13 protein-coding genes are annotated in these 13,386 nt (G+C 70.4%); 10 read left to right on the top strand and 3 right to left on the bottom strand.

What is annotated here, in order from left to right; translation table 11 throughout:
- The first annotated feature begins 230 nt into the window (after window positions 1–230).
- Window positions 231–734 carry an amino-acid N-acetyltransferase gene (locus SOM19_RS00140; RefSeq protein ID WP_320484530.1) on the top strand — a complete coding sequence of 168 codons (504 nt, stop codon included), beginning with the start codon at window positions 231–233 and terminating at the stop codon, window positions 732–734.
- Window positions 735–819: 85 nt separating this feature from the next.
- Window positions 820–1,530, top strand: a complete 711-nt coding sequence (locus SOM19_RS00135) for a hypothetical protein (RefSeq protein WP_320484529.1) — start codon at window positions 820–822, stop codon at window positions 1,528–1,530.
- Window positions 1,531–2,240: 710 nt separating this feature from the next.
- Here SOM19_RS00135 and SOM19_RS00130 read toward each other — a convergent pair.
- A complete protein-coding gene (locus tag SOM19_RS00130; protein ID WP_320484528.1) occupies window positions 2,241–3,791 on the bottom strand; it encodes an amino acid permease in 1,551 nt (516 codons plus the stop codon).
- Between the two features lie 161 nt (window positions 3,792–3,952).
- Here SOM19_RS00130 and SOM19_RS00125 point away from each other — a divergent pair, with 161 nt between their 5' ends.
- The 6 genes from SOM19_RS00125 to SOM19_RS00100 all read left to right on the top strand — a co-directional run bounded on the left by SOM19_RS00125 (window position 3,953) and on the right by SOM19_RS00100 (window position 9,536).
- Window positions 3,953–5,308, top strand: a complete 1,356-nt coding sequence (locus SOM19_RS00125; RefSeq protein ID WP_320484527.1) for a glutamine synthetase family protein — start codon at window positions 3,953–3,955, stop codon at window positions 5,306–5,308.
- Window positions 5,295–6,074: a gamma-glutamyl-gamma-aminobutyrate hydrolase family protein gene (locus SOM19_RS00120; protein ID WP_320484526.1), complete on the top strand. Its 780-nt coding sequence runs from the start codon at window positions 5,295–5,297 to the stop codon at window positions 6,072–6,074. Before SOM19_RS00125 ends, SOM19_RS00120 begins: the two co-directional genes overlap by 14 nt.
- A complete protein-coding gene (locus SOM19_RS00115) occupies window positions 6,071–7,435 on the top strand; it encodes an aldehyde dehydrogenase family protein (protein ID WP_320484525.1) in 1,365 nt (454 codons plus the stop codon). Before SOM19_RS00120 ends, SOM19_RS00115 begins: the two co-directional genes overlap by 4 nt.
- Before the next feature lie 34 nt (window positions 7,436–7,469).
- On the top strand, window positions 7,470–8,249 hold the full coding sequence (locus SOM19_RS00110) for a 3-oxoacyl-ACP reductase (RefSeq protein ID WP_320484524.1): 780 nt from the start codon (window positions 7,470–7,472) through the stop codon (window positions 8,247–8,249).
- Between the two features lie 127 nt (window positions 8,250–8,376).
- The gene (locus SOM19_RS00105) at window positions 8,377–9,093 is read left to right on the top strand and encodes a FadR/GntR family transcriptional regulator (RefSeq protein ID WP_320484523.1); all 717 of its coding nucleotides are present in this window, start codon (window positions 8,377–8,379) and stop codon (window positions 9,091–9,093) included.
- Between the two features lie 35 nt (window positions 9,094–9,128).
- Complete coding sequence (locus tag SOM19_RS00100; RefSeq protein ID WP_320484522.1) at window positions 9,129–9,536, top strand: dehydrogenase; 408 nt, start codon at window positions 9,129–9,131, stop codon at window positions 9,534–9,536.
- A 6-nt stretch (window positions 9,537–9,542) separates the two neighbouring features.
- Here the strand turns inward: SOM19_RS00100 and radA are convergent, their stop codons facing one another.
- Window positions 9,543–10,913: a DNA repair protein RadA gene (radA, locus tag SOM19_RS00095; RefSeq protein ID WP_320484521.1), complete on the bottom strand. Its 1,371-nt coding sequence runs from the start codon at window positions 10,911–10,913 to the stop codon at window positions 9,543–9,545.
- 58 nt (window positions 10,914–10,971) lie between these two features.
- On the opposite strand from radA, the gene SOM19_RS00090 reads away from it, so the two are divergent.
- The gene (locus SOM19_RS00090) at window positions 10,972–11,421 is read left to right on the top strand and encodes an SRPBCC domain-containing protein (protein ID WP_320484520.1); all 450 of its coding nucleotides are present in this window, start codon (window positions 10,972–10,974) and stop codon (window positions 11,419–11,421) included.
- Between the two features lie 18 nt (window positions 11,422–11,439).
- On the opposite strand, the gene SOM19_RS00085 is transcribed toward SOM19_RS00090, so the two are convergent.
- Complete coding sequence (locus SOM19_RS00085) at window positions 11,440–12,393, bottom strand: L-lactate dehydrogenase (protein ID WP_320484519.1); 954 nt, start codon at window positions 12,391–12,393, stop codon at window positions 11,440–11,442.
- Between the two features lie 111 nt (window positions 12,394–12,504).
- On the opposite strand from SOM19_RS00085, the gene SOM19_RS00080 reads away from it, so the two are divergent.
- Complete coding sequence (locus SOM19_RS00080) at window positions 12,505–13,341, top strand: class II glutamine amidotransferase (RefSeq protein WP_320484518.1); 837 nt, start codon at window positions 12,505–12,507, stop codon at window positions 13,339–13,341.
- Window positions 13,342–13,386 lie beyond the last annotated feature (45 nt).

Genomic DNA, 13,386 nt, shown 5'->3' with positions numbered 1-13,386 from the left:
GCGAAGAGCGGATGCTGCGGCATCCGCTCTTCGTCGTTTCCGCCGTTGTGCGGCACCCGAGTCGCCACGGCACGCGAGTCGCCACGGCACGCGAGTCGCCAACGCACGCGAGTCGCCACGGCACGCGAGTCGCCACGGCACGCAAGTCGCCAGGACACGCCGATCCCCGCGATGCGGCGTCGGCGTGTTCTGGCGACTGAGCTTTCCCTCGGCGCCTATACGCTTGACGGGTGAGCGAGATCAGGGTCCGCCCGGCGACGACCCGCGATGTGCGCGGCATCCAGGCGATCCTCGAGCCCTTCGTGCAGCGGCGGATTCTGCTGGGCAAGGACTTGGTCGTGCTCTACGAGGCCACGCAGCAGTTCGTGGTGGCCGAGGACGCCGACGGCAACCTCGTCGGCTGCGGCGCGCTCCACGTGATGTGGGAGGACCTCGGCGAGATCCGCACCCTGATCGTGGTGGACGAGTGGCTGCACCACGGGGTCGGCCGGCTGATCGTCGAGGCCCTCGAGGCCCAGGCGCGCACCCTCGGGCTGTCGCGCCTCTTCTGCCTCACCTTCGAGGTGGACTTCTTCACACGTCGCGGCTTCTCGCAGATCGGGGAGCAGGTCGTGGACCCCGACGTGTACTCGCAGCTCGTGCGCAGTCCCGACGAGGGCATCGCCGAGTTCCTCGACCTGGCGCACGTGAAGCCGAACACCCTCGGCAACACGCGGATGCTGAAGAACCTGTGACGGCCGGCCCGCCGCCGATCCTGGCGATGCACGGCCCTGGGCGCGCCGGACGGGCGGCGCGGAGACTCCGGCCTACCCTGGGGGCATGACCGGCCCGACCACGCGCAGGAAGCACTCGCCCGGTGTCTATCGTCGTCGCCGGCTCGTGCTGCTCCTCGCGGTGATCGCCGTCATCGCCGGTGTCGTGTGGCTGCTCACCGCTCAGCCCTGGCGTGGTGCCGCGGCCGAGGGTCCGGCCGCTCCCCAGACGGCGCAGACGCAGGATGCCGCCGACTCGCTGCCCGTGCCGTCCTCCAAGCCTTCGCCGGCTGCCACCGCGGACGAGGAAGACGCAGAGACCGACTCGACGCCGAGTCCGAGTCCGACGCCGTCGAGCACGCCGGTTGCCGAGCCCTGCGTCGGCTCCGACATCACTGTCGAGGCCCTCGCCAGCCAAGAGTCCTACGCAGCCGACCAGAATCCGGCGTTCTCCATCCGCCTGACCAACAACGGTGCCGCCGACTGCACCCTCAACGTCGGCACCAGCGTGCAGGCCTTCACGGTGACCAGCGGCAGCGACCCCTGGTGGCGGTCGACGGATTGCCAGAGCGAGCCCAGCGACATGGTCGTGCTGCTCGAAGCCGGTCAGTCGGTCACGAGCGCCGCGCCGCTGGTGTGGGATCGCACCCGCTCGGCGGTCGGCACCTGCGGCGACGAGACGCGTCCGCGGGCCCCGGGCGGAGGATCGTCGTACCACCTGTCGGTCGAGATCGGCGGCATCGCGTCGACGGAGTCCGCGCAGTTCCTGCTCTACTGACGCCGAGCCGCGGCGTCGCCGTCCGGCACGCGCTGCACGTCTGCCCGCTGCAGCGAGGTGTGCGTGCGATTCGGAGTTGCTGGACGGGTAAGTGGTTGCGTATCTTGTCACGCCTCGACTCGCCAGAACACGCCGGATGCAGGTGCCCTGGGTCGGCGTGTTTTGGCGACTCGATGTGTGGGTGCGGGAGCGAGCACACCCGCTCGAACCGAGCGCGCCGAGGGAACGAAATGGCCCCCGGAGTTGGGGACTCCGGGGGCCTGACATCACCGGTGATTCGAGGGCTACCCAATGGCGCGCGACTTCCCGGTGATGATATGAGAGCGGCGCTGGGGACGCCTTTCTCGGAGGTGCTGGGGACACCTCACGTACAAGGGTAAAAGATTGGTACTACCTTGTCTGTCCCCACTTCGGAGGACAAAACCCGCGAAGTCGTCAGGTTTTCGCGCTCTTCGTGTCCCCCGAACGGGGGACAGATTACCCGGGGGCCTCGGCGTACCCTGATCTCAGCTCCCGACATGCAACCCGATGCTGTCCCCCAGCAGCACGTCTCGAACCCAGCGAGCACGGGTCGCCGGCGAGCAGGAGGCCCTCTCGAGCCCACCCGAAACGGGTGCAGGAGCGAGAGGGCCGCTGGGTGGTCAACCGCAGAACCAGCGCGGGGTCGGAGCGTCCCCCCGGACTGCCCCGACCCCGCAACCTCCCCGGAGCTAGGGCTTCTTCTCCTCGCCGAACAGCTCGGTCTCCATGACGTCGTAGCCTTCCGCCTGCGGGTCCCGGTGGGTGCCTCCGGAGAGCGCGTACTCCTCCTCAGGGGAGAGGACGAGGCGATGCCGGAAGAACAGCGCGAAGCCCACCAGGATCACCACGTAGACGATGCCGATCGCGATGATCGCCGGCAGGAACGTGGGGTTGAGCAGGAAGCCCACGAAGATGAGCGCGGCGATCACGGCCGCCGCAATCGCGCCCGGCACGCCCCACGGGCTGAGGTAAGGGCGAGCCGCGTCCGGGAACTTCCTGCGCAGGATGATGAACGAGATCATCTGCAACAGGTAGGCCAGCACCGCGCCCCAGACCGCGATGTTGAGCACCACGGCTCCGGCCACCGCGCCCGCGCCCTCGTTGAGGGCGGTGACCACGTCGATCAGCACCAGCGCGGCGAATCCGATCACTGCGCCCACGATCAGCGCGACCCACGGCGTCTGCCGCTTGCCGGTGAGCGAGAGGAACTTCGGGTAGTAGCCGGCGCGCGAGAGCGAGTACATGTTCCGGCCGTACGCGAACATGATCCCCTGCAGCGAGGCCAGGAGGCCGACCAGCGCGAAGAGCGCCAGCACCGCGGCCGCCCCGTCTCCCACGATGGCGCGGAAGCCGTCGAGCAGCGGCTCGAGCGAGACGCCCGTCGCCGCCGCTCCGATGACGCCGGTGTTGAGCACCAGCACGAGGAGGCCGGTGACGATCAGCGTTCCGCGAGCCCAGAGACCCGCGCGGGGGATGTCCCTCACGGGGTCATGGGACTCCTCGGCGGCCAGCGGGAGCTCCTCGATGCCGAGGAAGAACCACATCGCGAACGGGAGTGCGAAGAGGATCGGGAACACACCGTGCGGCAGGAAGGCCGACTGTCCCTCGTCCGCCGGGATGTCCCACAGCGCGCCCCACGAGAAGGCGCCGGAGAAGATCGCCATCGCCGAGAAGACGAGGATGATGCCGATCGAGATGATCGAGACGACGATCGCGAATTTGAAGGAGATGGCCGCGCCCGCCGCGTTCAGCGCGATGAAGACGAGGTAGAGGATGATCCACCAGACCCAGAAGGGCAGGGAGAAGTCGAGAAGCTCGGTGGTGATGAAGTTCGCGTACTGAGCGGAGAAGAACACGATGACGGCGGTCGTCGCGACGTATTCGATCGTCTCTGCGGCACCGGTGATGAGACCGCCCCACGGGCCCATGGCGGAGCGCGCGAAGGAGTAGGCGCCGCCGGTGTGCGGCATGGCGGCTGCCATCTCCCCGATGGAGAAGATCATGCCGTAGTACATGATCACGAGGATCGCGAAGGCGATCAGCATCCCGCCGAAGCCCGCGAAGTCGATCCCGAAGTTCCAGCCCGAGAAGTCGCCCGAGATGACCGCCGCGACGGCGAGTCCCCACAGTCCCCACACCCCGGCCGAGCGCTTCAGCGTCCTCTTCTGGAAGTAATCCTGTCCGGCTCGCGTATAGGTCGCTCCAGCGACCTTCGCGGAATCACCGCTCGACTGTGACATCGATCCTCCGTGCACTCGGGTACGGCGCGGGGGGTGCGCCTTGGGCATGATTGTGATGCCTATTGGCGGGTTGTGTCTACCTTTAGACGAGAATCCCTCGTTACAGTGAGAACCGCGCGTGGCCGTCCGAGCCGCGCCTCCAGACGCAGGAGGATGGACGTATGCCGGGAAACCTCAGCGTCGCCGAGCTGAACGCCTCGATCGCGGAAGGCGCCATCGACACCGTCATCGTCGCGTTCGCCGACGCCCAGGGCCGCCTCGTCGGCAAGCGGGTGTCGGCTCGCCTGTTCCAGGAGGAGGTGCTGTCGCACGGTGCCGAGGCGTGCAATTACCTCCTGTCGGTCGACGTCGACATGAACACCGTCGACGGGTACGCGATGTCGAGCTGGGAGAAGGGCTACGGCGACATGATGCTGCTGAGCGACCCGGAGACTCTTCGGCGGGTCCCGTGGCTGCCCGGCACCGCGCTCGTCATGGCCGATCTCGCGTGGGAGGGCGGCGACCCCGTGGTGCAGTCCCCCCGTGACATCCTCAAGCGGCAGCGCACCCGACTGGCAGACCGTGGGCTGGTCGCCTACTCCGGAACCGAGCTCGAGTTCATCGTCTTCGACGACTCGTATCGGGATGCCTGGGCCAAGGGCTACCGCGATCTCACCCCCTCGACCGACTACAACGTGGACTACGACCTGCTCGCCTCGGGCCGCCTCGAGCCGCTGCTGCGCGACATCCGGCTGAGCATGGACGGCGCGGGCCTCTACACCGAGGGCGTCAAGGGCGAGTGCAACCTGGGTCAGCAGGAGATCGCGTTCCGCTTCGCCGAGGTGCTCGAGACCGCCGATCAGCACACGATCTACAAGAACGGCGCCAAGGCGATCGCCGACAAGCACGGCAAGGCGATCACGTTCATGGCCAAGTTCAACGAGCGCGAGGGCAACAGCTGCCACATCCACCTCTCGGTGCGCTCCGACGACGGCGGGGCGGTGATGGCCGGTGACGGCGACCACGGCTTCAGCCCGCTGATGGAGCACTGGATCGCCGGGATCCTCGCCACTCTCCGCGAGTTCACCCTGCTCTACGCGCCCACGATCAACTCGTACAAGCGCTACGCGAAGGGCTCCTTCGCCCCGACCGGGGTCGCGTGGGGCGTCGACAACCGCACGTGCGCGCTCCGGGTGGTCGGCCGCGGCCCGTCGCTGCGCGTGGAGAACCGCGTGCCCGGCGGGGACGTCAACCCCTATCTGGCGATCTCGGCGATCATCGCGGGCGGCCTCCACGGCATCGAGCACGAGCTTCCGCTTCCCGACGCGCTGACGGGAAACGCGTACACCGCCGGGGTGGACCATCTCCCCACGACCCTGCGGGATGCCGCTCAGCTCTTCGACGAGTCGGCCATCGCGCGTGCGGCCTTCGGCGACGACATGGTCGAGCACTATCTGAACCAGGCGCGCGTCGAGGTGGAGGCCTACGACGCGGCCGTGACCGATTGGGAGAGGGTGCGTGGCTTTGAGCGCCTCTGACGCGCGGACAGGACCGGCGACCGGGCGGCGGCCGGTGATCGGCCTGACCACCTACCTCGAGCAGGCGAAGCAGGGGGTGTGGGACGTGCGGGCCGCGTTCCTCCCGCAGCAGTACTTCGACGCGGTCACCGCGTCGGGCGGCATCGCGGTTCTCCTGCCGCCGCAGCCCGCTCCGGATGCCGCGGCCGCCGCCGTGCTCGACGGCCTCGACGGTCTCATCCTCACGGGCGGACTCGACGTGCAGCCCGAGCTCTACGGCGCCGAGCGGCATCCCCTCACCGATCCAGCCCGTCCGGAGCGCGACGCGTGGGAGCTCGCCCTGTTCCGAGGCGCGGAAGAGCGGCGGATGCCGGTCCTCGCCATCTGCCGCGGGCTGCAGCTCGTCAACGTCGCCCGCGGCGGGACGCTCCACCAGCACCTCCCCGACGCGCTCGGCACCGAGCGGTTCCGCATCGGCGGCGGGGTCTTCGCGACGAACGAGGTGCTCGTCGACGACGGCTCGCGACTGGCCGGACTGGTCGGCCCGGGCTCGCTGGACGTGCACAGCTACCACCACCAGGGCGTCGACCGGCTCGGCGACGGGCTCGTCGTCACCGCGCGCACCGACGACGGCCTCGTGCAGGCGTTCGAGTCCGACGGCGACGGGTACCTGGTCGGGGTGCAGTGGCATCCCGAGGAGAACGCCGAGGATCGGCGGCTGTTCGCGGGGCTGGTGGCCGAGGCATCCGTCTATGCCGAAGGCCGGCGTCGGGAGGTCCACGCATGAGCGGCACGGTCACCCTCGTCAACCCGTCGACCGGGCAGGCCTTCCGCGACGTGGTGCGCGCGGGCATCGAGGAGGTCGATGCCGTGGTCGCCCGCGCGAAGCACGTCCAGCGCGCCTGGGCCGGCATCGCACCGGTCGCACGGGCCGACGCCCTGCGGCGCTTCGCGAGGGTCGTCGAAGACCATGTCGAGGAGCTGGCGCAGCTCGAGGTGCTCAATTCGGGGCATCCGATCGAGTCCGCCCGGTGGGAGGCGTCGCACGTCGCCCAGGTGCTGAACTTCTACGCCGGCGCACCGGAGCGGCTGAGCGGACAGCAGATCCCGGTGGCGGGCGGCCTCGACGTGACGTTCCACGAGCCGTACGGCGTGGTCGGCATCATCGTGCCGTGGAACTTCCCCATGACGATCGCCTCGTGGGGGTTCGCGCCGGCGCTCGCCGCGGGCAACGCCGTCGTGCTGAAGCCGGCCGAGCTGACGCCGCTCACGGCGATCAGGCTGGGCGAGCTCGCCGTGGAAGCGGGGCTGCCCGAGGGGCTCTTGGCCGTGGTGACCGGCTCGGGCTCGGTCGTCGGGCAGCGGTTCGTCTCCCACCCCGATGTGCGCAAGGTGGTGTTCACCGGGTCGACCGAGGTCGGCGTCTCGGTCGCGGCGGGCTGCGCACAGGGGCTCAAGCCGGTCACGCTCGAGCTCGGGGGCAAGAGCGCGAACGTCGTCTTCGATGACGCCGACCTCGAGCTCGCGGCCGCGGCCGCGCCGGGCGCCGTGTTCGACAATGCCGGCCAGGACTGCTGCGCGCGCAGCCGCATCCTGGTTCAGCGCTCGGTGTACGACAGGTTCCTCGAACTGCTGGAGCCGGCGGTCGCCGCGTGGCGGGTCGGCGACCCGGCCCTTGAGAGCACGCAGATGGGACCCCTGATCTCGGCGTCCCACCGCGCGAGCGTCGAGGGCTTCCTCGAGGGGGCGAACGTCGCCTTCCGCGGCTCCGCACCGAGCGGCGAGGGCTTCTGGCTCGCCCCGACCGTCGTGCTCGCCGGCCGCGCCGACCGCATCGCGCAGGAGGAGGTCTTCGGGCCCGTCGTGGCGGTGCTCCCGTTCGACGACGAGGCCGACGGCATCGCGCTCGCGAACGACACGATCTACGGGCTCGCGGGCTCGATCTGGACCGAGAACCTGGGGCGAGGCATCCGCGTCTCCCGTCAGATCAAGAGCGGAGTGCTGTCGGTGAACTCGCACTCCTCGGTGCGCTACTGGACCCCGTTCGGCGGAATGAAGGCGTCGGGCCTCGGGCGCGAGCTCGGCCCCGACGCCGCGGAGCACTTCACCCAGACCAAGAACGTCTTCTTCGCGACGGATGCCTCGTGAGCGGCAGCCGGCACTCGATCCACCCGGAGGAACCATGACCATCGACCTCACGCGGCGCCTCCAGGACCGGGTCGCCATCATCACCGGCGGCGCCTCGGGGATCGGGCTCGCGACCGCCCGGCGGTTCGCGGCCGAGGGCGCCAAGGTCGTGATCGCCGACCTCGACCCGGAGAGCGGCGAGGCCGCGGCATCCGAGGTGGGAGGGGTGTTCCGCCGCGTGAACGTCGCCGACGAGGCGCTCGTCGACGAGGTGTTCGACGGCGTCGCCGCCGAATTCGGGCGCCTCGACATCGCGTTCAACAACGCCGGCATCTCGCCGCACGACGACGACTCGATCGAGACCACCGAGCTGCCGGCGTGGGACCGGGTGCAGGACGTGAACCTCAAGAGCGTGTACCTCTGCTCGCGCGCCGCCCTGCGGCACATGGTGCCGGCCGGCAAGGGGTCGATCATCAACACGGCGTCGTTCGTGGCGCTGCTCGGCTCGGCGACCTCGCAGATCTCGTACACGGCGTCCAAGGGCGGGGTGCTCGCCATGACGCGCGAGCTCGGAGTGCAGTTCGCGCGGCAGGGGATCCGCGTGAATGCGCTGTGCCCCGGCCCCGTGAACACCCCGCTGCTGCAGGAGCTCTTCGCCAAGGATCCGGAGCGCGCGCAGCGCCGGCTCGTGCACGTTCCGATGGGCCGCTTCGCCGAGCCCGAGGAGCTCGCGGCCGCCGTGGCGTTCCTCGCGTCGGACGACGCCTCGTTCATCACCGCCACCGCGTTCGTGGTCGACGGCGGCATCACCAATGCGTATGTGACGCCGCTGTGACTGAGTCGGGTGTGTCACAACTCCGCCTCGCCGGGCACTCGTCCCGGCGCGCCGCGGCGTGTCGCCGTTGTGCGGAGCCGGATAGGCGGAGTTGTGACACGGATGCCGCGCCTCGGCCGGTGACGCCATGACTGAGACGCCGCTGCGGGAGGTGCGCCGGGCCGTCTACCGCCCGGTGCGCGCCGGGAACGCGCTCGAGGACACCGTCGCGCGCCTGGTGCAGACCATCCGCCTGGGCGTCGTGGCGCCGGGGGAGTCGCTCCCGGCCGAGCGCGAGCTCGCCTCTCGCTACGCGGTGAGCCGCGACACCGTGCGCGAGGCGATCCGGGAGCTCGCCGACACCGGCTACCTCGTGCGCCGGCGCGGGCGGTACGGCGGCACCTTCGTCGCCGATCCGCTGCCGCAGCCGCCCCACCCCGGACAGGTCGACGCCGCCGAGCTCGACGACGTGCTGGGGCTCCGTCGGGTGATCGAGGCGGGTGCGGCGCGGGCCGCGGCATCCCGAGCACTCGAACCCGCCACCCGTGAAGAACTGTGGGCACGGTACGAGGCGGTGACCGCGGCATCCGAATCGGACTACCGCCGGCTCGACACCCTGCTGCATCTCGCGATCGCCGAGGTCGCCGGCATCCCGTCGCTCGTCGCGCTCGCCGCCGAGAACCGCGCGACCGTCAACGCGTGGCTCGACACCTTCCCGCTGCTGCCGCGCAACATCGAGCACTCCAACGCGCAGCACGCCGACGTCGTGACGGCGATCCTCGCGGGGCGAGCGGATGCCGCGGAAGCCGCGATCCTCGAGCACCTGGCCGGCTCGGAGGCCCTGCTGCGAGGGTTCCTCGCCTGATGTCGAGCGGGGTGGCCGGCGTCTACGCTGGAACGATGGCCGGCAAGAAGCGCGCGAAGAAGAAGCAGCCTCTGGAGTTCCGGAACACGCAGCTGAGCGACGCCCTGCAGACCCAGGACATGGCGGCCGTCGCGTTCGCGCTGCGACACGGGCCGACGGTCGTGCCGCTCATGCGCACGGGTCAGCGGGACGACCCGCGCGATGTCGGCGAGGTGTGGACCTACCGCGATCCGCGCACCGGCGACCTCGCGCTGCTGCTCTTCAGCGACGCGGCGCACAAGCCCGAGACGCTGCCTCCCGGGGTCGCTCTGCAGTCGCCCGCGTGGCTGCGCGCGTTCCTCAGCACGCACGAGGCCGAGATCACCACGGTCTTCCTCGACATCGCCGGACCCCACCCGATGCAGGCGACGCCCGCCGACCTCATCGCGGCGCTCGACGCCTGACCGGACTCAGAACCCCGGGACGTCGTCTCCGCGCCCGGGCCGCACCCGCGCCCGCACGTCGTTGAGCGCCCCACGCAGCGTTGCGGAGCGGTTGTCGATGAGGTCGGTGTAGCCGAGGCGCGCGGCCTCGGTGCGGCGCTGGGCCGATTGCGTCACCGGCCGCACCTCGCCCGCGAGGCTCAGCTCGCCGACGGCGGCGAGGGTCTTCGGCGTCGCCTCGTTGCGCAGGGCTCCGGCGACCGCGACGGCGATCGCGAGGTCGGCGGCAGGTTCGGTGAAGCGCACGCCGCCCACCGTGGACACATAGACGTCTTGATCGCTCGTGACGATGCCGGCCTTCTTCTCGAGCACCGCGAGCACCATCGCGACGCGCGCCGAGTCGACGCCGTTGACGATGCGGCGGGGGTTCGGGGCGGACGTCTTGATGGTGAGCGCCTGCACCTCGACGGGCAGCGCGCGGCGGCCCTCGAGCGCGATGGCGACGCACGTACCCGGCTCGGGCGTGCCGTGGCCCAGGAACAGCGCGCTGGGATCGGGGACCTCGGCGATGCCGGCCCCGGTCATGTCGAAGCATCCGACCTCGTCGGTCGGCCCGAAGCGGTTCTTGAGCGCCCGGATGAAGCGCAGCGACGTCTGCCGGTCGCCCTCGAAGTGGCAGACGACATCGACGAGGTGCTCGAGGATGCGGGGACCGGCGATCGACCCGTCCTTCGTCACGTGCCCGACGATGATGACGGGGAGGCCGTGGTCTTTGGCGACGCGGATCAGCGTCGACGCGACCTCGCGCACCTGCGACGGATGCCCGGCCATGCCCTCGGACATCGACGACGACACGGTCTGCACCGAGTCGACGATCAGCAGGTCGGGCTTCACCTCGTCGACGTGCCCGAGGATCGTCGCCAGGTCGATCTCGGCGGCGAGGTAGAGCTCGTCGTGCAGCGCACCGGTGCGCTCGGCGCGCAGCCGCACCTGCGCCGTGGACTCCTCGGCGCTCGCGTAGAGCACGCGTCGCCCGGCCTGCGCGGAGCGGGCGGCCACCTCGAGCAGCAGCGTCGACTTGCCGACGCCGGGCTCGCCCGACAGCAGGATCGCGGCCCCGGGCACGACGCCGCCGCCGAGCACGCGGTCGAACTCGCCCACGCCGCTGGTGCGGCGGGGGGCGTCGGAGGTGTCGATGCTCGTGATGGGCCGCGCGGCACGGCCGGCGCCGGGAGCGACCGGGGCGATCGATCGGGTGAGCCCGGTGGGCTCGGATGCCTCGACCACGGTGCCCCACTGCTGGCACTCGCCGCAGCGGCCGACCCACTTGATCGTCGTCCACCCGCACTCGGTGCACCGGTAGGGAGCGGCCTGCGTGGGTCGTCGGGTGGCCGCCATGGAATCAGCGTACGGCGGGGCCGCGACATCGCCCCGCGGCGCGGCGTAGGGTGACCGCATGCGCGTGGATGCGGCATCCCGATTCATCGCCGCCGAGCCCGAGGTCGTCTTCCGTGCGTTCACGGACCCGGCGCTGATGCTGCTCTGGCTGCCGCCCGAGGGCATGTCGGGGCGGTTCGAGCGATTCGACTCGGCGACGGGCTACCGGCTGGTGCTGAGGTACGACGAGCCGCCCGTCGAAGGTGGCAAGGCCTCGTCGGACGAGGACATCGCCGACGTGCGCCGCACCGAGGTCGACCCGCCGGAGCGGGTGGTGGAAGAGGTGGACTTCCCGTCGGACGATCCGGCCTTCGCCGGCACGATGACGATGACCTGGACCTTCACCGAGGGCGACGGCGGCACCCATGTCGACGTCGCCGCGACCGGGGTTCCGGCGGGGATCGACGCCGGCGATCATGCGATGGGCATGGCCTCGTCGCTGCGCAACCTCGCGCGGCTCGTGGAGTGACCCGCGCTCGCCGCCCGCTCAGCCTCGCAGGGAGGCGGCGACCTCGGCGAGGGCCTGCGCGGACCGGTGGAACAGCTCGAGCTCGTTCGGCGCGAACCGGGTCTCGCGGACCGGCCTCGCCCCGGCCGCGCTCACCACCGAGGGGACCGACAATGCGACGCCGTCCACCCCGTTGAAGTCGTGGAGCACCGGTGAGACCGGCATGACGGCGTGCTCGTCGCCCAGGATCGCCTCGATGATCCGGGCGCTCGACAGGCCGATCGCGTAGTTGGTCGCGCCCTTGCCCTGGATGACCTTGTAGGCGGCGTCGCGCACATCGATCGCGATCTGGTCGAGCTCCTCGACGGTCAGGCGATCGCCGGCCGGCGTCACCCACTCGAGGATGGGCACGGTGCCGATCGTGGCCTTCGACCACAGCGGGAATTCGGTGTCGCCGTGCTCGCCCACGATGTAGGCGTGCACGCTGCCTGTCGAGACTCCGGCACGCTCGGCGAGCTTCCAGCGCAGCCGGGAGGTGTCGAGCACCGTTCCCGATGCGAAGATCCGCTCGGGCGGGAGCCCGGTCTCCTCCTGCGCGAGGACGGTGAGCACATCGCACGGGTTGGTCACGATGACGAACACCGCCTGAGGTGCCGCCTCGAGCAGCTGCGGCATCATCTTCCTCATGATCCCGGCGTTCACTCCGGCGAGCTCGATGCGGGTCTGCCCCGGGTGCTGCTTCGCGCCCGCCGTGATCACGACGACGTGAGAGCCTTCCACGACCGAGATGTCGCTGCCGCCCGAGATGTCGCTCGTGCCGGTGAACTGCGTGCCGTGCGCGAGGTCGAGCACCTCGGCCTCCACCTTCTCGGTCGCGATGTCGTACAGCGCGACGTGACGAGCGGATCCGCGGATCAGGGCCGCATATGCGGTGCTCGAGCCGACGCTGCCGGCTCCGACGATGGTGACTTTCGAGTTCTCGATGACGGCCATTCATCCAGCATGGCAGGGGACGGATGCCGCGGGGTAGGCGGCGCGCACCCGCCGGCTCTACGATGACTCGCACACGACGCCGTGCGGCGCCGAGGTTCTCAGGAGGCAACGATGTGCCGCTGGCTGGCCTACACCGGAGAGCCCCTGCAGCCCTCCACCCTCGTGCTCGACGCACAGCACTCCGTCGTGGCGATGTCGCTCAACTCGCCGCTCGGAGCCGAGACGGTCAACGGCGACGGCTTCGGCCTGGGGTGGTATCCCGCGGATGCCGCGTCCCCCGCGCATCCGGCGCTCTTCCACAGCATCGAGCCGGCCTGGCATGACACCAATCTTCGCGAGATCAGCCGGGCCGTGCGCAGTCCGCTGTTCTTCGCTCACGTGCGCGCGGCCGCCGGACCGCCGATCCAGCAGACGAACTGCCATCCGTTCCGTCACGAGAACTGGCTCTTCATGCACAACGGCGGGATCGCGCAGTTCGGGCTCATCAAGCGAGAGCTGGTGCTGGCGGTCGATCCCGCGCTGTACCCGCGGATCCAGGGCACCACCGACTCCGAGGTGCTCTTCCACCTCGCACTCACCTACGGTCTTGCCGACGATCCGATCGCCGCCCTCGGCGCGGCGATCCGGAAGGTCGAGGAGGCCGGCCACGCCGCCGGGATCCCGTTCCCGATGCAGGGCACGCTCGCCGTCTCGGACGGCGCCACGCTGTGGACATTCCGCTACTCGTCGCAGGGCCGATCGCGGACGCTCTTCCACTCCGCCGACGTGCCCACGCTGCGCCAGATGTACCCCGAGGCCGAGCGGCTGAACGCCTTCGGCGACCGCGCGCAGGTCGTCGTGTCGGAACCGCTCAACGACCTGCCCGGCGTCTTCCTCGAGGTGCCCGAGTCGACGGTCGCCGTGCTCGATCCCGACGGATACCACCACCGCGACTTCCTCGCGGCGTGAGGTCGGCCGCGCGATCGCGGCGTCCGGACGCACGGGCCCCTTGCG

Origin of the sequence: Microbacterium sp. CFBP9034 (genome assembly GCF_034045255.1) — a bacterium.
Taxonomy (GTDB): domain Bacteria; phylum Actinomycetota; class Actinomycetes; order Actinomycetales; family Microbacteriaceae; genus Microbacterium.
This window is presented reverse-complemented; position numbering and strand designations above follow the sequence as displayed.

Excerpts from the sequence above, each read along its gene's own strand:
- SOM19_RS00135 (WP_320484529.1), top strand. The coding sequence starts at position 820 with ATGACCGGCCCGACCACGCGCAGGAAGCACTCGCCCGGTGTCTATCGT.
- SOM19_RS00130 (WP_320484528.1), bottom strand. The coding sequence starts at position 3,791 with ATGTCACAGTCGAGCGGTGATTCCGCGAAGGTCGCTGGAGCGACCTAT.
- SOM19_RS00125 (WP_320484527.1), top strand. The coding sequence starts at position 3,953 with ATGCCGGGAAACCTCAGCGTCGCCGAGCTGAACGCCTCGATCGCGGAA.
- SOM19_RS00115 (WP_320484525.1), top strand. The coding sequence starts at position 6,071 with ATGAGCGGCACGGTCACCCTCGTCAACCCGTCGACCGGGCAGGCCTTC.
- SOM19_RS00110 (WP_320484524.1), top strand. The coding sequence starts at position 7,470 with ATGACCATCGACCTCACGCGGCGCCTCCAGGACCGGGTCGCCATCATC.
- SOM19_RS00105 (WP_320484523.1), top strand. The coding sequence starts at position 8,377 with ATGACTGAGACGCCGCTGCGGGAGGTGCGCCGGGCCGTCTACCGCCCG.
- SOM19_RS00100 (WP_320484522.1), top strand. The coding sequence starts at position 9,129 with ATGGCCGGCAAGAAGCGCGCGAAGAAGAAGCAGCCTCTGGAGTTCCGG.
- radA (WP_320484521.1), bottom strand. The coding sequence starts at position 10,913 with ATGGCGGCCACCCGACGACCCACGCAGGCCGCTCCCTACCGGTGCACC.
- SOM19_RS00090 (WP_320484520.1), top strand. The coding sequence starts at position 10,972 with ATGCGCGTGGATGCGGCATCCCGATTCATCGCCGCCGAGCCCGAGGTC.
- SOM19_RS00085 (WP_320484519.1), bottom strand. The coding sequence starts at position 12,393 with ATGGCCGTCATCGAGAACTCGAAAGTCACCATCGTCGGAGCCGGCAGC.
- SOM19_RS00080 (WP_320484518.1), top strand. The coding sequence starts at position 12,505 with ATGTGCCGCTGGCTGGCCTACACCGGAGAGCCCCTGCAGCCCTCCACC.